Origin of the sequence: Flavobacterium urumqiense, from assembly GCF_900108015.1 — a bacterium.
Taxonomy (GTDB): Bacteria; Bacteroidota; Bacteroidia; order Flavobacteriales; family Flavobacteriaceae; genus Flavobacterium; species Flavobacterium urumqiense.
Genome location: NZ_FNVP01000005.1, coordinates 52,370 through 72,703 on the forward strand (window position 1 = coordinate 52,370; position 20,334 = coordinate 72,703).

A 20,334-nucleotide genomic window follows, 5' to 3' on the forward strand; every position below is an offset into this window, starting at 1 on the left:
AAAAAAAGCGTGAACTGTTAATTCACGCTTTTTTCAACTGAGTAAGAAGAATTAATAATTTTATTTAGGAAGCAATACTTCATTTATTACATGGATAATTCCATTTGATGTTGTGATAGATGCTACTATTTCGGAACCATTTACATATACTTTGTCTCCTTTTTTGGTGATTTTTACTTTACCGCCATTCACTTGCTCAAACTCTTGGCCGTCCTGCATATACTCTGTTTTTAACGTACCAACGTAAGTGTGGTATTCTAATATATTTTTCAAATCATCTTTTTTCTCGGGTTTTAATAATCCCTCAACGGTTCCCTTTGGAAGTTTATCAAAAGCGGCATTTGTTGGAGCAAAAACGGTAAATGGGCCTGCATTGCTTAAAACGTCAACCAGACCGGCCGCTTTTACTGCTGTAACAAGAGTAGTGTGATCTTTGCTTCCGGAAGCCGTTTGAACAATGTTTGGACTAGATGAATCGTCCTTCACGGCAGATTGTCCCACACTTTGAGAAGGTGTCTCTTCTGTGGTCGTTGGAGCCGCAGTAGCACTGTTTTGTTTGCAGCTAAATGCAGCTAAGAAACTAACGACTAATAATAATTGAATAGATTTTTTCATAATAAGGTTACTTAAGTTTTGTATAACAAAGTACTTTATTATCAACGCTTTATTATATGAGTGAAATCATAAAGGAGGATTGTTTTTGACTTTTTTTATAGAAAAATAAGCTGTGAATCCTATTCCGAAAAGCAAAATGACTGCTACCGCAAAAAGAAGCTCATTTACATAAGGAATAATGGTGTAACTAAACGATGCAACACCTTGAACGGCCAAAACTAACTCGTTTAATAAAACGCCAATTGAAAACAGGAACAATCCAATTTTTATTCTTTTACTGATAAATATCAGGTGATTGGCATAAATGTAAAACAATAAAAATAAGCTAATTACGGCTAATAAAACTAAATGCAAGTACGCAATTACAATGGGTCTGAAACCAAAAGCCAAATCACTTATAACAGGAACGGTGGAACCCAACTGAAGCAATAATTTTATACTCAATGCTACAGTTGCAATGAGCAAAATGTAACGCAGTAATGGGGAGAAGTTTTTCAAAAAATCTTTTTTGGCCGGTATTAAAATATAAAGAAGTTTAAACCAGGCAAAAACCTGAACTATTGCAGCAAGAACGGTAAGTATATAGAGTAAAACGGGTAAATCCTGCCATAGCGTTGATAAAAAATAAGCCGGAATACAAGCAACTGCTAATAGTTTATAGGATGTTTCGTAAAATGGATTTTCTGATTTTTTTAAGTTTAAGAATCCAAAAATTAGACCCATACCACCAAAGAAAAACCAACCATTGTATTGAAAATGAAGAAAGTAATAGATAGAAGATAAATAATAATCTTGAACAATATTCTTACTCGCCATCATGTAAGCCAAATAAAATGTGCCGAATGAGGAAATGATATTAAAAAAAATAGCGGCTTTGAACCAATATGTAGATAATAAATCGCTGTCTATTTTTCTTAAATCTTTTATGTAATAATAGCCAAAAACATAAGAAATAAAAATAGAAGCTGTAGACGCTATTATAGAAAACAGTCCGTAGCCTTCAATAATAAAAGAGACTAGCATTATATAAGAAATAATCAAGTTGGCAATAATTATTTTTCGGTATTTGTTTACTTGAAAATAAGCTGTTTTGTTTTGAAGGTAATAGACCATCAAAGTCATCAAAGTATGACTGACCCAACCGGAAAATGCAAAATGGGAATGGGAATGCTGCAGGTGTTTTTGGTCTAAATAAGGAAATTCGAAACCAATTTTATAACGCATCAAAACGCCTAATGTGGCTACAATACAGAGATTCAACAACGATAATTTTAACCAAAACTTTATATTTAATTTCATCCTAATAATATATTTTATGATTGACAATCTCTAGTTTATCGCAAGTGTTCATCTTGCATAAAACGCGAATCACTGTTTCTACTCTCAAACCGGTGAAATTTGCAATTTCCTGCCGCGTGTAAGGAATTAATACTTTCTCGTTACAGCATTCGGATTTTTTCTTGTGTGTATTCAAAAAAGCGACAATTCTAAACTCGGGTTTTTGATTTATAATCTCTTTTGAAGTGTTTGATTTAGAATGGATTTTGTTTGCAAGTAAAAGCAAAAAGGATTTTTGAATGGACGGATATTCGTCAAGAATTTTTAAGAATTTGTCTTTCGATAACTTTATGATTGTACTGTCCTGAATAGTAATTGCTTTTGATGGATAAGGCTGATCAATAAATAATGGTGGTTCGCCAAAACTCTCTCCTTTACAAAAAAGACCTTGTGTAAACTCTTTTCCTTCATCATTAGAATTAAACATTCTGACGCTTCCTTCAATGATTTGGTAATAAAAGTGAGCCACTTCATCCTCATCAAAAATGATTTCATTTTTTTTGTATTTTTTGGCTACAGCACCCCAGGAGAAAAGTAAATCTATGTCTATTTGCATGGTTTTTTTGAATTATTTTTTTTCTTCTGAACTATACATAAATTAAAAACAGACCAATAATCCTATAAATGTACAATAATTTTCCATATGATTTAAATCATAAAAAAGTGGAATTAATTATTTTTTATTTGTTTTTTTAACGATATGGTATTTATAATTAATTATTTTTCTTAAAACTACCTTTATTCTCATTTCTTATTATAGATTGTTGAACGATTAAATTACCAATAGTAATCATATTGTACAATTCGTAAAGCTCGCTACAAATTTCATTGTTTTTGCTTATTGTTTTTACTTCGTCTTGCCATTGCATCAGTTTTTCTTTTGCTTTAAGCAAATCACTGTCATAACGCACAATTCCGGCATTTTGACGCATTAAAAGTTGCAATTCGGTTTTTATCTTCACAATATAATCGGAACTTATTTTAGGTTTTTTGCCTAATTTCCAATCGGAAAGAATAGGGTTTAAATCCTTTTTTTTTAAAGTAGTGTCTACCAAATAATTATAAATTTTGTCCGAATACACCAAAGCTTCCAGCAAAGAGTTGGATGCTAGTCTATTCGCGCCATGCAAACCAGTTCTGGAACATTCTCCACAAGCAAATAAATTATCGATAGCCGTTTTCCCGTTTTTATCAACTACAATTCCTCCACAAAGATAATGTTGAGCTGGAACCACCGGAATCCAATCTTTTGTAATATCAACTCCAATGCTTTTGCATCGTTCGTAAATCATAGGAAAGTGTTTCATAAAAGCCTCTAAATCCAAATGTGTGCAATCTAAATAAACACATTCGTCACCTGATTTTTTGAGTTCCAAATCGATACTTTGAGAAACAATATCCCGAGAAGCCAGTTCCGCTCTCTTATCATAATCGAGCATAAATCGATTGCCGTTTTTAGTGCGCAAATACGCTCCAAAACCTCTAACTGCCTCCGAAATTAAAAACTTCGATCCAATGGAAGTGTCGTACAATGCGGTAGGATGAAATTGAATAAATTCCATGTCTTTAATGGTCGCATTCGCCCGAAAAGCCATCGCAATTCCATCGCCTGTTGCAATTATAGGATTAGTGGTGTGTCCGTAAAGATGCCCAATTCCGCCAGTGGCAAGAATCGTAAAATCAGATTGGAAGGTGATAATTTCATTTGTTTTTTGATTTAAAACAAAAGCGCCCAGACACTGATTATCTTCTGTGATCAGATCCAGTGCAAAATGGTGATCTAAAACCGTAATATTTCCTTTTTGATGCACTTGGTCTAAAATAGTGCGTTCAATTTCTTGGCCGGTTTGATCTTTATGGTGTACAACCCTGTTTTGGGAATGTCCGCCTTCTTTGCCTAAATCAAAATTTCCTTTGGCAGTTTTATCAAATTTGGCGCCCCATGCTATGAGTTCTTTTAATCGTTTTGGGCCCTCGGTAACAACTATTTTAACGACTTCAACATCACACAAACCATCACCGCAAATGAGGGTGTCGTCAATGTGTTTTTGATAGGAATCTTCGGTTTCGTCAGTAACTATGGCAATCCCGCCTTGCGCATATTTTGTATTGGATTCATCGGCATTTGACTTGGTTACAATAGTCACTTTTTTGTTGGGAAAACAATCTGCAATTTTTATGGCAAAAGTCAATCCGGCGACTCCTGAACCAATGATTAAGTAATTCGTAGTAATCATTATTTGGATAATTCTAGCATTCGTTCAATAGGAAGCAATGCTTTTTTTCTAATATATTCCGGAACGATAATTTCGGGAGTTTCATGAAGCAAACAGTCATAAACTTTTTGTAACGTATTCATTTTCATGTAGCCACATTCGCTGCAAGCGCAGGTATTATCCTCTTTTGCAGGAGCCGGAATCAATATTTTATGTGGCACTTCCTGTTGCATTTTGTGAAGAATTCCCGCTTCAGTAGCGACGATAAACTTATTGTTTGGGTTTGTTTTTACGTAATCAATCATTCCGGCTGTCGAACCAATGTAACTGGCGGTTTCCAGAATATGCGTTTCAGATTCGGGATGCGCAATGATTTTAGCATCGGGATGCAGTTTGTGGACTTCTATTAATTTATCCAAAGAAAAAGCTTCATGTACCACACAAGAACCGTCCCAAAGTAACATGTCACGCCCCGTTTTGCTGATGATATATTTTCCTAAATTCTTATCTGGAGCAAAAATAATTGGAGTGTCTTTTGGTATTGCTTCTACGATTTTTACCGCATTAGATGACGTGCAAACAATGTCGCTTAACGCCTTAATCTCGGCAGAACAATTTACATAGGTAATAACAATATGATCGGGATGCTGGTCAATAAATTTCTGAAACAAATCAGGAGGACAGGATTCGGCAAGAGAACATCCTGCTTTCAAATCGGGTAAAATTACTTTTTTGGTCGAGTTTAAAATTTTTGCGGTTTCGGCCATAAAATGGACGCCGGCAAAAAGAATAATATCTGCATCTGCTTTCATGGCTTCTATTGACAATCCTAAACTATCTCCCACATAATCTGCTACATCCTGAATAGCGGCTTCCTGATAATAATGGGCTAAAATAACCGCATTTTTCTCTTTTTTTAATGCCAATATTCGTTCTTTAAGACTATTCATACTTTTAATTTTTCTGGTTTTACTATTTAAATGCTACTGCTAAATTTAAAATCAGGTATTTATGCTAATCAACGGTTGGAATGTGCCGTTAGGCACTGAATTTCAGTAGAGAAATGAATTAGAACAGATTTAGCGTGTTGTAGGGTATACACTACCAAATTTAAAACCTAATTACTACCTATATTTAGTGCCTAACGACACAAAAAAAAAGACTTTCAACCCTTTCGCAGTATTTCTTATTTTTCTGTTTTTAAGTTGCTTTAAAAGCTATAAAAGTACTTTAATAACAGGCTACTGGATATGATATTTATCAGGTTTTAAACTATTCCCTTTTACGATATTTGTGATCTATTTAATAAATTATTTAATGCATGACAACAACTAAACCATTACATACTTTTCATATTCCCGTGATGGGACTTGCTTACACAATAGACAGTCCAATTCGAGTGGCAAAGTATGGGATATCCTCTGTGATTTCGATTATAGATGATGATCTGATAGAAAAAATGAATGCTTTTTACAGCGAAAAATTAAGCCTTCCATATCAGGAGATTTCTCAAAAAATGCACGATTATCGTGCAGAGCGCATTACGTCGTATCTAAATTTGGTAGACAAAATCGTAAAAGACAAATTCGAGAATTTTAAGAATGAACTGGCTGAAAGTAAATTGGCGTTAGAGAATTATATTGCCATGTTGCCCAACAAGTCGGAGATAAAAAAAGGACTTCAGAATTTAATGGATGACGGAATTGCCTTTAAAGAAAATATCAAAAATTATCTTGAAAATAATTTGAGCGCGGGTGCCATTGATGTAAATATTATGACCAAAGTCGATAAGGACAATTTCATTAAAGACGAACAATTACCGGTAGCTTTTAATGATGCTCATGCTTCACTTCGTGGTTTTGCCAATAGCAACTTAACTTCTTCTGTAGTACTTTCGGCAGGAATGAATCCAAGATTGTACAGTTATTTCGAAAATTTCGATGTCTTTTTCCCGGACAGCAATAATACTTTAAAGAAGAAAATAATTCTAAAAGTGAGCGATTTCCGTTCGGCAATGATTCAAGGGAACTTCTTGGCCAAAAAAGGACTTTGGGTTTCTGAATACCGAATTGAATCCGGATTGAACTGTGGCGGACACGCTTTTGCTACTGATGGGTATCTGTTAGGTCCTATTTTGGAAGAATTCAAACAGAAAAAAGAACAATTGATCCAGTCTGCGCATGATTTAATGGTGAAAGCTTTAGCGCAAAAGGGAATGCACGTTCCGGAACAGCCATTGGAATTAAAAATTACTGTTCAGGGCGGAGTTGGTACAGCCGAAGAACATGACTTTTTATTGGATTATTATCATGTGGATTCTGTAGGTTGGGGATCTCCATTTTTATTGGTTCCCGAAGCCACTTCTGTAGATGAAGCAACTCGTAAATTATTGGCAAAAGCCAAAGAAGAAGATTTATACCTGAGTCATATTTCTCCTTTGGGAATTCCTTTTAATACCTTGAGAGGAACAACTAATGAGCACTTAAAGGAAAAACGTATTCATGATAATAATGCAGGAAGTTCTTGTCCGAAAAAGTTTTTGGCGTTAAGCAAAGAATACGGGGCAAAGGGAATTTGTTCTGCTTCCAAAAAATTCCAAGATTTAAAATTAGAGGAATTAGACAGTAAGAAAGATACTTTGACTGCCGAAATGTTCGAAAATGCTAAAAACAAAATCACCGAAAAATCCTGTCTTTGTGTTGGTTTAGCCAATGCTTCTTATCTGGAAAATGACATTAAGATTAAAGGACAGGCGCAAGGTGTTGTCATTTGTCCTGGGCCTAATATGGCTTATTTTGACCATGAAGTTTCACTTTCTGAAATGGTGCAGCACATTTATGGAAACACTTCGGTGTTGACTGTCACCAATCGTCCGAATATGTTTGTCAAAGAATTGAAAATGTATTTGGATTATTTAAAGAACGAAATTGTAACGGTTTCTGCCGAAATTACGGCACCGCAAATAAAAAAATGGAACTTGTTCAAGAATAATTTGGCGGAAGGAATCGGGTATTATCAATCTCTGTTCTCTTCATCGGATGCTGCTGAAAACAACAATCAAAGTACACAATACCTGTTGCATTTTTATAAAGAGGAATTGTTTGGTATTAAAATTCCGGAATTGAAATTGACATAAAGTATATTTCAATGTAGTTTTAAAAAATAAACCTTCTTCACATTCGTTTTTCGAAAGGTGAAGAGGGTTTTTTGATAAGTCCGTAAAGAGTTTTTATTTTAAAAGGATGAAGAAATAATAACTTTAATTATTGTTGTTGTTGCTTATGTTTGGGGACACGGATTTCAAATCCGCGCTATCAAATCCGTGACATCGGGGCTACAAAACCGCGCTGTCGGGTTTTTATTGTTGATCATAATTTAGTCCACCATTAAAACTATCATTTATATAGTCAGTGATTTCTGGGTAATAAATACTAGAACTTGTAGTTCCCATAAAAATATAAGAACTAGCAAAATAAAAATGTGAATTTATATTTTTGTCTGGTCTAATAAATCTATTCTTTAATTTTACATTAAGATAAGGGTACATTATAGATTTTTTATTATCATCGTAGTATGCTAATAAACCATCTTCGAGACTTAATATTAGATTGTGTTTTTGCCAAGGTTGTATGTCGTCATCATATAGATCGTCAATATCTGCACTAATATTATCTATGTTAAAATTTAGTTTATTACAAATGAGAATTGAAAAAATATTGTCATAAGGATAATTCATAGCGTCAAACATACCTTCATTATCCCTTTTAATCTTAACAGGATTTGACATATTCTCTTTTAATCTTTTATTTCTAGCTAATTTATTTAATGCAGATTTAAGATCATTTTTACTGAGGTCAGATTTGACTTCAACTATACCAGTAATTGTTTCAACAGTATAAAACTTCTGTCTTTCGCTATTTTCTATTAAAGGTGTATTGTTTCTATCATAAATAATCAGATCAATTTGTGTGCTAACGTCACCTTTATCAGTAATAATAAAGCCACTTCCTATATCTAATCTCATAGGAATTATTGATCTTAAAAAATCTTTACAAATTTGCTCTCGGTGCGTACCAAATTCACCAGGATGAATTAAACGATTTAATTTCTCGGAATAGAATATATTGCGAGATGTTTCCTTAAAAGAGTACTTAAAGAATTCTATCTTTTCTTCTAAAATTTTATTAAAAATTAAATTGCTCATTGTTCCGTTTAAAATAATTGCCAACTTTTATATACCAGCCATAGATTGGCTAGAATCCAACCAAAACCGGATGGCTTTATTTTGTAAATATAAGATTACTTTTGGTTAATACCGCAAGAAAGTATCTCCTGATTTTATTCCCATTGCTAATTCTTCCAGATTGGTGTTTTCGAGCATGAAAGCCAATTCGTTTTTGATAGCCTTGAATTTATCATGAACTGGACAAGGGTGATCTTCGGAGCAGTGACTTAATCCTAGACCGCAACCGGTAAAAACGCGATCTCCATCTAGTGCCGTTACAATTTGGGATAGTTTTATTTGGCTCATGGTTTCTTTTGGAATTTCAAATCCGCCACCAACTCCTTTAATAGAATGGATAATATTATTCCTGGATAGTATCTGTAAAATTTTGGCCGTAAAGGCCTCGGGAGAATCTATTTTTTTAGCAATATCTCTAAGCCCAACTCTATTATTTTGATAGGATTCGGATGCTATAAAAATGGTGGCGCGAATTCCGTATTCACAGGTTTTAGAAAACATAATTGTTTTTTTACAAATTTATAGAAATAAGTGCTATCCTTTATTCTTTGTGTTGGCTATTTTTTAAATCCAAAAAGGATCATCGTTATTCTCTGTAAAAGACTCTTCAGTATGAATTTCTTTAATTTTAGCCAATTGGTCTTGGGTGGCTATTTTTTGAATTTCAACAAATAAAATGCGTTCCTCAAAACGAATGTGTGCTTCCAATTCTTCTTCAATGAGTACTAAAGACTTTTCTATATTGGTAGTTTGCTTGAATAAACGTTTCAAACGACGATGTTCCGTCAACGATCTTTTTACAAGGTCGTTTTCTGCACCTAAAATGGGAAAGACGTACTTTTCTTCCATTTCGAAATGCGGTTTTAAATGCGTTTTGTAAAACCAGTCCGAATATTTTTTGATGCGATCGGGTTCAATTTGCTTTGAAAAACCGGTTCGTATTTTCCAACACAATTGCAAACCATGATGATGATCGTGGCTTAAAGGTTGTAGTTCCGGAGCTCTTTTTAATGGTTTATTTGATATCATGAGGTATAAATTTAAAACCCGCCAAAACGGATGTAAGAGCCAAAAATGAGCATCAATACACCAATTGTCGTTACGGATAGTATGTGAAAAGCCATTTCAGGCAATTTGTCTGGATTATTTTTAAGTTTGGGAATTACCCTAAACTGTGCGCTCAAGGCGAAGGCTGCCGTCAAAAACAATAAAAGTAATTTTGTTGAAACTACTTTCTCAACAGGAGTGGCAAACTGAAACCAATATTCGATGCTAACGCCGTATTTGTACGCCATTAAAATTCCGGTAACGACCAGTAAAACCAATGCTGTCATTCCTACAGGCTCATACTTTTTTTCGTAATTTAAAATAATGCTCGGGTCTTTCTCTTTAAGGGCTTGTGGCAAATGACCAAAGACCAACAACAAATGGCCGCCAACCCAAACTGTAGCACTTAAAAGATGGATAATTAACAAAAAATGATGGTTCATGTAAAATTTTATTTGTTTTTAAAGATACGCTTTTGTCAGCAACTTTACTTTAGAATCAACCTCTAAAATGTACTTTAATGCGTGCGCTTGAAAGATTTTCCTTTTCCAATTCCCTAACAGAATAGCCCAATTTTTTTAACGTGTTCGCTCCATTTACAAAATGCTGGATGTAATAATTTCCCTGATAGTTTTGCTGTTCTAAATATCGTATCATGGCTTGCATGTGATTCGTATCTATCAAATCTGAATGTACCGTGGTGCGAACTTCAAACGGAAGCCCACTTTCTAATAATAAATGCAACGATTTTTCAAAAGGGAGAAAAAGATTGGACTGCGTTATCTTTTCAAAATGTATAGGCATGGCTTTAAAATCCAGCGCCACATAATCGATCAATTGATTTTCAAGTAATTGTTGCAAAACTTCAGGTCGTGATCCATTGGTGTCAATTTTTACTAAAAAGCCCATTTTTTTAACTTCGGTTATGAGTTGAATGCTGTTTTTATGCAATAAACATTCGCCTCCGCTAAAAACCACCGCGTCCAGCAAATTTTTTCTGGAATGAAGAAAAGTGAGCACTTTTTCGAATGAAATTGTTCCTTTTCCAAGCACAATTTCAGGATTGTAACAATACAAACAACGCATATTACAGCCTGCAAACCAAAGAATGCAAGCTGATTTATGCGCATAATCTAATAAAGTAAAAGGCGTTATGCTGTAAATGGGTTTACTAACATTTTCCTTCACTGAAATGAGTTCGCTGTTTGTGTTCTCCTTTTTTTCCAATATTGAAACTTTCTACGGGTCTGTGATAGCCCATTACTCTTGTGTATACTAAACATTTTGTTCTCAAATGTTGGTTTTGTTCTAAAATAGGATTAGTTTCTGTTTTCATATTTTTTTATGGTTTAAAAAATTAAAATTATTTTTTGAACCATTAAGAAATTTAAGTGTGATTTGGCTTGATGAAACTTAATTTCTTAATGGTTTTAAAGTTTTATAACTCAACTTTAAATTTTGAACTTTTTTCTTCAATTAGAATTTCATCACATTTCGGGCAATATTCGTGTTCACCATTCAAATACCCATGAACTGGACATACACTAAACACGGGCGTAACGGTAATGTATGGCAATTTAAAATTGGATATCACTTTCTTCACAAACTGTTTGCAGGCTTCGGGAGAACTGATTTTTTCACTCATATACAAGTGTAAAACCGTTCCTCCAGTATATTTGCATTGTAATTCATCTTGCAAAAACAACGCTTCAAAAGGATCTTCGGTGTGATCCACCGGAATCTGGGAACTGTTTGTATAATAAATATTGTCTCCTTGTCCGGCTTGTATAATGTTTGGAAAACGTTTTTTGTCTTCCTTGGCAAATCGGTAGGTAGTTCCTTCCGCTGGTGTGGCTTCCAGATTGTATAAATTTCCGGTTTCTTCCTGGAATTCTTTCATTCGATTCCGAATATGCTCCAAGATTTCTGATGCAAATTCGATTCCTGACGATGAAGTAATAGCGTCTTGATTTCCGGTAAAATTTGCAATCATTTCGTTCATTCCGTTTACACCAATGGTCGAAAAATGATTTCTGAAATGCTGTAAATACCGTTTGGTGTACGGATACAAACCTCGGTCGTACATTTCTTGGATAAACACTCTTTTTTTCTCCAAAGTAGATTTAGAAATATATAATAACCGATCTAATTGTTTGAATAATTCTTGTTTGTTTCCTTTGAATAAATAACCCAAACGCGCCATATTAATGGTCACTACGCCAATGCTTCCTGTCATTTCCGCACTTCCAAAAAGTCCGTTTCCTCGTTTTAACAGTTCTCTTAAATCGAGTTGTAAACGACAGCACATACTGCGAACGGCATTCGGTTTATACGCATTTTCGTTTTCTGTTTTATTGCCATTTTCATCCAAAATATATTGACTTCCAATGAAATTCTGGAAATAAGAAGAACCGATTTTGGCTGTATTTTCAAATAGTAAATCGGTATTTTCGCCATCCCAATCAAATTCTTCGGTAATGTTTACTGTTGGAATAGGGAAAGTGAACGGTTGTCCGTTGGCATCGCCTTCGGTCATTACGGTGTAATACGCTTTGTTGATAAGGTTCATTTCCTTTTGAAAATGTTCGTAACGCAATTCGGTTACTTTTGTAACACCTCTTTCCCTAGCTCGCAATAAGAGATCATAATCAAAATTATTTTCGAAAAAATGAAAGTCGTTTTTCGTTGGAATTTGGGTTTTCAAATCATCGGGAACAACCCAGTCCAAAGTAATATTTGTGAAAGGCGATTGTCCCCAACGCGCCGGAACATTCAAATTGTAAACAAAACTGCGAACGGCTTTCAAGACATCCTCAAAAGACAAATCATCTTTGAAAACATAAGGCGCCAAATAGGTATCAAACGAACTGAAGGCTTGCGCTCCGGCCCATTCGCTTTGTAAAATCCCAAGGAAATTTGCCATTTGTCCCAAAGCCTCTCTAAAATGCGAAGGCGCTTTGCTTTCCACGCGTCCGCGAACACCATTAAAACCATCGTTGAGCAGCACCCGCAGGCTCCAACCGGCACAATATCCGGTCAAACAATCCAAATCATGGATATGAATGTCGCCATTGCGATGCGCATAACCCTCTTCTTTTGTATATACTTTATCGAGCCAATAATTAGCAATAATTTTTCCGGCAACATTGTTGACCAATCCCGCATTAGAGTAGGAGGTATTGGCATTTGCATTGATGCGCCAATCCGTTTGTTCAATGTATTCTTCGATGGTTTGCGTGCTGTCAACATAAGTGGTGTCTTCGTTTAAGCCATTTACATGTTCGCGTTGCAATTTGCGAGTATGTCTAAACAACATAAAGGAACGCATGACTTCGAAATATTGTTTTTCAAAAAGGTTTTTCTCGATTAAATCCTGAATTTCCTCAACGGCCCAGGTTTCTTTGGATTGTAAATCCTGAATAATTTTTTCGAAAAGAATTTCATCAAATGCTATGGAAACACTCTGAAAGCTTTTTTCAATTGCGTCTTTTATTTTGAAAAGCTCAAAAGGTTTGTATTCGCCGTTTCTTTTGATAACATATTTTTCCATAGCACGTGATGATTTTAAATTATAGAATTGGAGTGTATTTTATTCTTGTTCGGAGAATTTTTTTTCTAAAAGCATCGCGCTTGGAAACAAAATGTTGTTTTCCAAATGAATGTGTTTGTGTAAATCCTGCTCAAAATCAGCTAACATGGCATAAGTCACACGAAACGTACTGCAACCATCGGCCGGTGGCGTATAATTATTGGTTAATGCTGCTATTTTAACAAAACGATCGCCTTCGGTTTCATGCTCTTGCATCATCATGGCAATTGGGTTTTTAACAGTTCCAAATTGTGGTTTCGCAATTTGTTCCTCTGCAAGCGCTGCTTTTGCCATTTTTTTGATAAAAGGAAACAGCATCAGTTCTTCTTTTTTCATGTGTTGCGCTAATTCGCCTGCACAACCAATAAAGAGTTCATTGATTTCGAATAATTCAGGATGATTTGCGCCATGTACTTTGCACAGTTTATCTAAAAAAGGAAGTAAAATTTGCGTTTTTTCTTCTACATAACGGTGATGCGTTTTCTCAATATAATCGGCCAACAAGTCCAAAGGCCATGTTTTAAAATCAATAGCACTGTCATTTTTGGTTGCCAAAACCGTGTTTATCTGGTTCATTAATTGATCCGTATCAACGCCTTTTTTTTCGCAAGCTTCCTCGATTGTTCTATTGCCTTTGCAACAGAAATCTATTCCATATTTTGAAAATATTGCTGCGGTTCTAAAATCTTTTGCAACGTATTCTCCAATTGTTATTTTCTCTAAAGTTTCCATAAGATCTGTTTTCGATTAAAATTTATTTATACAAAAATAATCATTATTTTTAATAAAAGACAAATTTATCCTTAATTAATTTTTTAATTTAATTTTATTTATAAAGTGCTAATTATAAGGAGTATGTATTTTTTTAAAATCATTTTTAATTAATATTAATGTTATAATTTAAAAAATAATAAAAAGATGATTTATATCATGTTTTAGCTTTTTTTAAAGTTATTAATTTGCAACAAACAAATAAAAGACACTTTTGTCTTTTATTAGAATTAGAGTAAATTTATTAACAAACAAAAACAAATACTTATGCTTTCAAAATCACAGGCAAGAGCATTTTTTTTAGGAGGAACATTAGTCACCTTTTTAATCTTTATAGGACTGACTATTTATTCGTTCATGCCAAGGAATGATCAAACAAACTACAGTAAGATTACTAAAGAAGTAGTGAGAGGAAAAGAAATTTGGGAGACCAACAATTGTATGGGCTGTCATACTATTATGGGCGAAGGAGGCTATTATGCTCCCGAGTTAACAAAAGTAGTGGAGCGTCGTGGCGAAGGGTACATCAAAGCGGTTTTGATGTCGCCAATTCCTTGGGCACCAAATGGGCGAAAAATGGTGGCTTATAAAATGAATGAAGCGGATGCCAATGCCATGGTTGCCTATTTCGAATGGATTGGAAAATTAGATTTAAATGGTTTCGACCGCATCGTTTCCCCTTTAGCTAAAGAAAATAATTAAAATTTTTAAAAATGAAATATAAATCACAGAAAGTAGCCTACTGGTTTTTTGCATTGTGCATGCTTTTGTTCTCGCTGCAAATTGTCTATGGCTTTATCATGGGCTTTGACCGAATAGGAATCCAAGGATTACATGAAATTATTCCTTTTAACGTGGCACGAGCGGTGCATACTAATTTGTTGGTGGTATGGTTATTAACCGGTTTTATGGGTGCGGCATATTACATTATTCCTGAAGAAGCGCAACGCGAATTAATAAGCGTGAAATGGGCTTATGTTCAACTGATTTCATTAGCCATTGTGGGCGTTGTTACTATAATTGGCTTTCACTTCAACCATTGGGAAGGAAGAAAATTTCTTGAAATTCCAAGAGAATTAGACTATTTGGTAGTCATAAATGTACTGTTGTTCTTATTCATAATTTTGGGTACACTTTATAAAGGAAAACGCCAAACTACAACGGCTCTAGTATTATCAATGGGATTGTTTTTTGCAGCGTTGCTTTATATACCCGGAATGATTTGGTTTGACAGCCAGGTAATGGACTCTTTTTTCCGTTGGTGGGTGGTTCACTTGTGGGTTGAAGGTGTTTGGGAATTAATTATGGGAGGTATCCTTTCGTTCTTATTGATCAAGTTGACTGGAGTGGACAGAGAAGTTATCGAAAAATGGTTGTACGTAATTGTTGGATTAACTTTCCTTTCCGGAGTTTTGGGAACTGGGCATCACTACTATTACATTGGAGTAAATAAAATTTGGTTGATCGTTGGTGGTATTTTCTCAGCCTTGGAACCTTTGGCTTTCTTAGCGATGGCATTATTTGCTGTGAATATGTACAGAAAAGGGGAAAAAAGCCATCCAAATAAAATCGCGTTATTCTGGACAATCGGTTCAGCTATCGTTTCTTTTGTAGGTGCTGGATTACTTGGTTTTGCACATACATTGCCACAAACAAACTTGTATACGCATGGAACTTTAGTAACTGCAATGCACGCTCATTATGCATTCTGGGGCGCTTATGCGATGATTGTTCTAGCGATGATTAGTTATGCTTTACCCAATTTAACGGGGCGTAAACGTTACGAAAGCGCACAAGGTATGATGGCTTTTTGGTTATCGAATATTGGAATCTTGGGGATGACGGTAGCCTTTGGTGTTGCAGGAGTTGCTCAAGTGTATATGGAGCGAAAAATGAAAATGGATTTCATGGTTGTTCAAAGCGAAATCAGTATCCATTTTGTAGTGCTTCTTATTTGTGCTACCATGTTTACAATAGGAATTGGTCTGTTTATTTTTGATTTTATTAAATACGGAAGACCTACAGATGAAGCTCTTGAAGCAGACAATCATGGACATCGAGCAGATGGATATAAAATCGATGGCACTGTAATTGAAAATCTAACAGGAACAAGTGAGAAAAAAGGAAAAACAGTGATTTAAAACTGAAACCTTTTTTGTGTAACGGAATACTTAAAATAAAATTTCCAGAATGCTTTAACCACCGTTTTTTAGAATTGCATTTCCGAAAAAACAATAGTTATCGTGTTCTGGTTTTTTTCTAAAATAATAAAAATGTTAGTAAATATCCCATATTATCACGCGGTAGGCAAAGAAAAAGAGGTCTTTGAACACGCCTATAAAAACAAAATTCCTTTCCTGTTGAAAGGACCAACTGGAACAGGAAAATCCCGTTTTGTGGAATACATGGCACATCATTTGGATAAAAAAATCATCACGATTAGTTGTCACGAAGAAACGTCATCAACGGATTTAATTGGACGATTTATCATTAAAGGTGCCGAAACAGTTTGGCTGGATGGACCATTGACCACTGCCGTAAAAGAAGGAGCGATTATTTATTTGGATGAAATCGCCGAAGCGCGGCCAGATGTTATTGTAGCCATTCACTCCCTGACGGATCATAGAAGGGAATTATTCATTGACAAATTAGGCGAAACCGTAAAAGCGCATGACGATTTTATGTTGGTTGCTTCTTTTAATCCCGGTTATCAAAGAGGTTTTAAAGAGCTAAAACCATCGACTCGTCAGCGATTTATTGCCGTTTCTTTTGAGTATCCGGAAACGAAAATTGAAATTGAAATTTTGGTAAAAGAAACGAATGTTGATCCTGATGTTGCCAAAAAACTGGTAGCCATTGGAAACAAAATCAGAAACCTAACCGAATTGGGGTTGACAGAAACCGTTTCGACCCGACTTTTAGTGGATGCCGCTAAAATTATTCATTCTGGTCTTCCAAAACGATTGTCGGTTCATGTGGCTATTGTAGAACCGTTAACCGATGATTTACAAACGGTGGAAGCATTGAAGGATTTGTGTGATTTGATGATATAAGCCCTCTAACCCCCGAAGGGGGAATTTAGAGAGCTATAAATAAAAAAATAATCATTCCCTTAGGCCAATTTAGGGAAGCCCCCTTTGGGGGTTGGGGGCTAATATTATGGGTTTCGAAATAGACGAATATATAGTTGGGAAGTTATTCAGACACTTAAAAAAAAGTAAAAAGATACATCCCGAAATTATTGCAAGAACTGTAACGCTTAATGACATAAAACCTCGATTGACTATTTTGGCTCGTGCTTTGACGGGGAAACCAATCGAAATTTTCCCTGCCGAAAGAGAAGGAGGATATAAAAATAATAATTTTTTTCTTCCTATTTCTTTTTCCAAATTGTCAACAAAAAAAGAGAACCTTACTTTTTACCTTTTCAGAATTCTCTACTTGAGCATACAGCAGCGGTTGAATTTGAATTGGACTTTTGAAGATAAAGACCAACCTTTGGCACTTTCTCAACAAAAAGCATTTGAAACATCAGAAGCTGTTCTTGCCATTTTGTTTGAAGAATTTTCTATCGATAAAAAATTTCATACCGAAACAAAATTGCATTTTATTCAGAAAGAGAACGGGAAAAATGCTCCTGATTTTTCTTGGCTGTATGGCAAATGGATGCAAAATGAAACAGAAAAAAACAGCAGTACCATTCTCGAAAATTTCTCTGATAAAACTAAAAAAGCAAATGAAAATCAGGCTTTAACAACTTTAAAAACAAAAGCGGTAGAAGAAGTGATTACTGTTGAGATCGATAAAAAACAACAGGAAGATTATGTCCTGCTTCACAATTTCGAAAAAGTGGAAACTGCCGAAGAATTCAATGGAACTTGGCGTGACTTTGATGGTTCGGACGAATTAGAAGAGCATCAGGAGGCCTTGGAAGAGTTGAATATGAAATACACGGTTCGGGTAGATGATACGGCACATTCCGTATATCAATCTGATTTTATTGAGAATACTTCCATCTCCGAAAGTGCCGAAATTGATGCCAAAGGATTCCATCTTACATATAACGAATGGGATTTTAGCAAGCGTATTTATAAGGAGAATTTCTGTAAAGTGTATCCGAAATCACAACAGAAAACGGATCCTAATTACTACAAAAAGACCATTGCGAAAAATGCTTCGACCTTATTGGGTTTGCGCAAAATGCTGACCAATGTCAATAACAGAATGCAACAGCAAAAACGACAGACACAAGGAGACGAATTTGATATTGACGCTATTACGGATTTGTATATTGATGTTCATTCGAAACGGACACCTTCGGAAAATATATACATTTCAAATCGGAAAAAAGAGAAGGATTTATCGATTTTAATCCTTTTGGATATCAGTCTTTCCAGTGATGGATATGCCGCAGGAAATCGCGTAATTGATGTGGAGAAAGAAGTTTCTATTCTTTTTGGAGAAATCTTAAACGAGTTCAATATTGATTTTTCCATTGACAGTTTTTACTCCAAAACCCGCAATTTTTCGACCTATTTAACGGTAAAGGATTTTGATGAAAACTGGAACATCGCTAAACATAAAATTGGAGCGATGGAACCGAATGGTTATACCAGAATTGGAGCCGCTTTACGTCACGCCGGTGCAAGACTTGATAAAAGAAACACAAAAAATAAATGGGTCATCCTGATTTCTGACGGAAAACCCAATGATTATGATAAATACGAAGGAAAGTACGGCATCAATGATGTGAAACAAGCACTCCGGGAACTCAACAACAGGAATATTAATTCCTATGCATTGGCTATTGAAGCTCAGGCAAAATATTATCTGCCACAAATGTTCGGGCAAAATCACTATCAAATTCTAACAACACCAGTCGAATTATTGCGATCCTTGGTGCAATTGTACGAAAAAATTAAACATCAAAAATAAATACTATAATGAATGATTTTTCAAATACCACAACACTTCCCGAAGGACATCCGGTTCAGATTTACTTTCAGGAAAACGACATTATTCAGGCACTTTTAAAAGAATTATCCGCTGTAAATCCTGAGGATGATTTGCAGAAATATACTAATATATTCAATCAGCTTCATACCATCGAGAAACGATTTGCCCGTAAAGAAAATCAGCTTTTTCCGTTTTTAGAAAAAAAAGGTTGGAACGGTCCTTCTCAGGGAATGTGGTCCTTTCATGATAATTTAAGAGAGCAATTCCGTTTAATTCAGTACTATCTTAAAATGAATAATCCAGAAAAAATTAGTATCAATACTCCTTTTCTGGTGAATGGAATCGACCGATTGATGCAAATGGAAGAAGCGGTTTTGTTTCCAAATGCCTTAGAACTCCTTACTGAAGCAGACTGGATTGAAATGCGCAAAGGCGAAGAAGAAATTGGCTGGATGCTGCCAGAAGCTCCTTCTCCTTATCCAAAACAAGAATACATTCACCCAAGTGAAGATTTTACCAAAAGAGAAATGTCTTTTTCGCTCGAAAATACGGCTCATTACGATGAAGGATATATGACGGTGGAGCAGGTGAATTTACTTTTTAAAACGATGCCGTTAGATTTGACTTATGTTGATGAAAACGACAAAGTGATTTTCTATAATCGGGGAGAAGAACGCGTATTTCCACGAAGTGCCGGTATTATTGGTCGTGAAGTCAAGTTTTGCCATCCACCAAAAAGTGTAGGAACCGTTCTTAAAATTCTGGACGAATTTAGAAAAGGAACAAAAAACGAATCCTCATTTTGGATTAATTATAAAGAACGCCTGATTTATATCCGCTATTTTGCGGTCAGGGATGTTGATAAGAATTACAAAGGCGTCATCGAAATGTCACAAGATATTACCGATATCAAGAAAATAGAAGGCGAAAAACGATTGTTGGACTGGGATTAGATTTATCTTTAAAATAGACTAAAATGGATACACTTAAAATCGATTACAAAAACATCTACTACCCTCCAGGAGGAATACTGATGTGGATTATTATATTTCTGGAGCTCATTACTTTCGGGATGGCGATTGTTGCATTTGCTTTTTACGCAAGTGAAGAACCAGAATTATTTCATCATTCCAGAATGCAACTCAACAGTACATTTGGCGCTATAAATACCGTTTTTCTGCTGACAAGTGGTTTTTTTATGGCCAATGCTGTACTTGAGTTTAAAGAGAATAACTTAAAAAAATCCTCTTTATATTTTAAATTAACCATGCTTGGCGGACTGTTATTTTTAATATTAAAAAGCGTTGAGTATTACCATAAAATAGAAGCTGGTATTACTCCGGAAACCAATGTCTTTTTTACTTTTTATTGGTTGTTAACCGCTTTTCATCTTATTCATGTAATTATGGGTTTGGTTATTTTAATCTGGACCAACTATGGAATGATGAAAAAAAGATCGGATACAGGAGTTGAAGACATCGAGGCTTGCGCCGCTTTTTGGCATATGTGCGATTTAATCTGGCTTCTTTTGTTTCCTGTTCTCTATTTAATTTTTTAGA

The 20,334-nt window shown here is 35.0% G+C and carries 20 protein-coding genes; 7 read left to right on the top strand and 13 right to left on the bottom strand.

The genetic code is table 11. The features are described from left to right. Positions 1-60 precede the first annotated feature (60 nt). The 5 genes from C4S35_RS07660 to nadA form a co-directional block, all read right to left on the bottom strand. The gene (locus C4S35_RS07660) at positions 61-615 is read right to left on the bottom strand and encodes a fasciclin domain-containing protein (RefSeq protein ID WP_103999621.1); all 555 of its coding nucleotides are present in this window, start codon (positions 613-615) and stop codon (positions 61-63) included. A 66-nt stretch (positions 616-681) separates the two neighbouring features. Beyond that, the gene (locus C4S35_RS07665) at positions 682-1,914 is read right to left on the bottom strand and encodes a hypothetical protein (protein WP_103999622.1); all 1,233 of its coding nucleotides are present in this window, start codon (positions 1,912-1,914) and stop codon (positions 682-684) included. A 1-nt stretch (position 1,915) separates the two neighbouring features. Continuing rightward, positions 1,916-2,509 (bottom strand): Crp/Fnr family transcriptional regulator, encoded by a 594-nt coding sequence (locus C4S35_RS07670; RefSeq protein WP_103999623.1) that lies wholly within the window; start codon positions 2,507-2,509, stop codon positions 1,916-1,918. A 157-nt stretch (positions 2,510-2,666) separates the two neighbouring features. Beyond that, a complete protein-coding gene (nadB, locus tag C4S35_RS07675; protein ID WP_103999624.1) occupies positions 2,667-4,190 on the bottom strand; it encodes an L-aspartate oxidase in 1,524 nt (507 codons plus the stop codon). Beyond that, complete coding sequence (gene nadA, locus C4S35_RS07680; RefSeq protein ID WP_103999625.1) at positions 4,190-5,119, bottom strand: quinolinate synthase NadA; 930 nt, start codon at positions 5,117-5,119, stop codon at positions 4,190-4,192. Before nadA ends, nadB begins: the two co-directional genes overlap by 1 nt. 371 nt (positions 5,120-5,490) lie before the next feature. On the opposite strand from nadA, the gene C4S35_RS07685 reads away from it, so the two are divergent. Next, positions 5,491-7,305: a hypothetical protein gene (locus C4S35_RS07685; RefSeq protein WP_103999626.1), complete on the top strand. Its 1,815-nt coding sequence runs from the start codon at positions 5,491-5,493 to the stop codon at positions 7,303-7,305. 222 nt (positions 7,306-7,527) lie between these two features. On the opposite strand, the gene C4S35_RS07690 is transcribed toward C4S35_RS07685, so the two are convergent. The 8 genes from C4S35_RS07690 to ric all read right to left on the bottom strand — a co-directional run bounded on the left by C4S35_RS07690 (position 7,528) and on the right by ric (position 13,780). Continuing rightward, a complete protein-coding gene (locus C4S35_RS07690; RefSeq protein ID WP_208618874.1) occupies positions 7,528-8,397 on the bottom strand; it encodes a DUF6602 domain-containing protein in 870 nt (289 codons plus the stop codon). An 81-nt stretch (positions 8,398-8,478) separates the two neighbouring features. Then, positions 8,479-8,913 (bottom strand): RrF2 family transcriptional regulator, encoded by a 435-nt coding sequence (locus C4S35_RS07695; protein ID WP_103999628.1) that lies wholly within the window; start codon positions 8,911-8,913, stop codon positions 8,479-8,481. Positions 8,914-8,976: 63 nt separating this feature from the next. Further along, positions 8,977-9,441 carry a hemerythrin domain-containing protein gene (locus tag C4S35_RS07700; protein ID WP_103999629.1) on the bottom strand — a complete coding sequence of 155 codons (465 nt, stop codon included), beginning with the start codon at positions 9,439-9,441 and terminating at the stop codon, positions 8,977-8,979. An 11-nt stretch (positions 9,442-9,452) separates the two neighbouring features. Next, positions 9,453-9,902 (bottom strand): CopD family protein, encoded by a 450-nt coding sequence (locus tag C4S35_RS07705; RefSeq protein WP_103999630.1) that lies wholly within the window; start codon positions 9,900-9,902, stop codon positions 9,453-9,455. Positions 9,903-9,957: 55 nt separating this feature from the next. Further along, positions 9,958-10,686: an anaerobic ribonucleoside-triphosphate reductase activating protein gene (locus tag C4S35_RS07710; RefSeq protein WP_244175212.1), complete on the bottom strand. Its 729-nt coding sequence runs from the start codon at positions 10,684-10,686 to the stop codon at positions 9,958-9,960. Continuing rightward, positions 10,631-10,795: an anaerobic ribonucleoside-triphosphate reductase gene (nrdD, locus tag C4S35_RS15495; protein WP_131477748.1), complete on the bottom strand. Its 165-nt coding sequence runs from the start codon at positions 10,793-10,795 to the stop codon at positions 10,631-10,633. The genes C4S35_RS07710 and nrdD overlap by 56 nt, the downstream gene beginning before the upstream one ends. A 102-nt stretch (positions 10,796-10,897) precedes the next feature. After that, positions 10,898-13,009, bottom strand: coding sequence for a ribonucleoside triphosphate reductase (locus C4S35_RS07715; protein WP_103999632.1), 2,112 nt, complete (start codon positions 13,007-13,009; stop codon positions 10,898-10,900). Between the two features lie 39 nt (positions 13,010-13,048). Continuing rightward, on the bottom strand, positions 13,049-13,780 hold the full coding sequence (ric, locus tag C4S35_RS07720) for an iron-sulfur cluster repair di-iron protein (RefSeq protein ID WP_103999633.1): 732 nt from the start codon (positions 13,778-13,780) through the stop codon (positions 13,049-13,051). A gap of 306 nt (positions 13,781-14,086) precedes the next feature. On the opposite strand from ric, the gene C4S35_RS07725 reads away from it, so the two are divergent. The 6 genes from C4S35_RS07725 to C4S35_RS07750 all read left to right on the top strand — a co-directional run bounded on the left by C4S35_RS07725 (position 14,087) and on the right by C4S35_RS07750 (position 20,333). Further along, on the top strand, positions 14,087-14,521 hold the full coding sequence (locus C4S35_RS07725) for a c-type cytochrome (protein WP_103999634.1): 435 nt from the start codon (positions 14,087-14,089) through the stop codon (positions 14,519-14,521). A gap of 11 nt (positions 14,522-14,532) precedes the next feature. Further along, positions 14,533-15,960, top strand: a complete 1,428-nt coding sequence (locus C4S35_RS07730; protein WP_103999635.1) for a cbb3-type cytochrome c oxidase subunit I — start codon at positions 14,533-14,535, stop codon at positions 15,958-15,960. A gap of 132 nt (positions 15,961-16,092) precedes the next feature. Beyond that, on the top strand, positions 16,093-16,872 hold the full coding sequence (locus C4S35_RS07735) for a CbbQ/NirQ/NorQ/GpvN family protein (RefSeq protein ID WP_091204659.1): 780 nt from the start codon (positions 16,093-16,095) through the stop codon (positions 16,870-16,872). Between the two features lie 106 nt (positions 16,873-16,978). Further along, the gene (locus C4S35_RS07740) at positions 16,979-18,754 is read left to right on the top strand and encodes a nitric oxide reductase activation protein NorD (protein ID WP_103999636.1); all 1,776 of its coding nucleotides are present in this window, start codon (positions 16,979-16,981) and stop codon (positions 18,752-18,754) included. 8 nt (positions 18,755-18,762) lie between these two features. After that, positions 18,763-19,728 carry a DUF438 domain-containing protein gene (locus tag C4S35_RS07745; protein ID WP_103999637.1) on the top strand — a complete coding sequence of 322 codons (966 nt, stop codon included), beginning with the start codon at positions 18,763-18,765 and terminating at the stop codon, positions 19,726-19,728. Positions 19,729-19,751: 23 nt separating this feature from the next. Further along, a complete protein-coding gene (locus tag C4S35_RS07750; RefSeq protein WP_103999638.1) occupies positions 19,752-20,333 on the top strand; it encodes a cytochrome c oxidase subunit 3 in 582 nt (193 codons plus the stop codon). Position 20,334: the final 1 nt, after the last annotated feature.

Coding starts and splice junctions, on each gene's coding strand:
- nadA (WP_103999625.1), bottom strand. CDS start 5,119: ATGAATAGTCTTAAAGAACGAATATTGGCATTAAAAAAAGAGAAAAAT.
- nadB (WP_103999624.1), bottom strand. CDS start 4,190: ATGATTACTACGAATTACTTAATCATTGGTTCAGGAGTCGCCGGATTG.
- C4S35_RS07705 (WP_103999630.1), bottom strand. CDS start 9,902: ATGAACCATCATTTTTTGTTAATTATCCATCTTTTAAGTGCTACAGTT.
- C4S35_RS07660 (WP_103999621.1), bottom strand. CDS start 615: ATGAAAAAATCTATTCAATTATTATTAGTCGTTAGTTTCTTAGCTGCA.
- C4S35_RS07700 (WP_103999629.1), bottom strand. CDS start 9,441: ATGATATCAAATAAACCATTAAAAAGAGCTCCGGAACTACAACCTTTA.
- C4S35_RS07730 (WP_103999635.1), top strand. CDS start 14,533: ATGAAATATAAATCACAGAAAGTAGCCTACTGGTTTTTTGCATTGTGC.
- C4S35_RS07715 (WP_103999632.1), bottom strand. CDS start 13,009: ATGGAAAAATATGTTATCAAAAGAAACGGCGAATACAAACCTTTTGAG.
- C4S35_RS07685 (WP_103999626.1), top strand. CDS start 5,491: ATGACAACAACTAAACCATTACATACTTTTCATATTCCCGTGATGGGA.
- C4S35_RS07740 (WP_103999636.1), top strand. CDS start 16,979: ATGGGTTTCGAAATAGACGAATATATAGTTGGGAAGTTATTCAGACAC.
- C4S35_RS07670 (WP_103999623.1), bottom strand. CDS start 2,509: ATGCAAATAGACATAGATTTACTTTTCTCCTGGGGTGCTGTAGCCAAA.
- C4S35_RS07750 (WP_103999638.1), top strand. CDS start 19,752: ATGGATACACTTAAAATCGATTACAAAAACATCTACTACCCTCCAGGA.
- C4S35_RS07695 (WP_103999628.1), bottom strand. CDS start 8,913: ATGTTTTCTAAAACCTGTGAATACGGAATTCGCGCCACCATTTTTATA.
- C4S35_RS07745 (WP_103999637.1), top strand. CDS start 18,763: ATGAATGATTTTTCAAATACCACAACACTTCCCGAAGGACATCCGGTT.
- nrdD (WP_131477748.1), bottom strand. CDS start 10,795: ATGAAAACAGAAACTAATCCTATTTTAGAACAAAACCAACATTTGAGA.
- C4S35_RS07735 (WP_091204659.1), top strand. CDS start 16,093: ATGTTAGTAAATATCCCATATTATCACGCGGTAGGCAAAGAAAAAGAG.
- ric (WP_103999633.1), bottom strand. CDS start 13,780: ATGGAAACTTTAGAGAAAATAACAATTGGAGAATACGTTGCAAAAGAT.
- C4S35_RS07665 (WP_103999622.1), bottom strand. CDS start 1,914: ATGAAATTAAATATAAAGTTTTGGTTAAAATTATCGTTGTTGAATCTC.
- C4S35_RS07725 (WP_103999634.1), top strand. CDS start 14,087: ATGCTTTCAAAATCACAGGCAAGAGCATTTTTTTTAGGAGGAACATTA.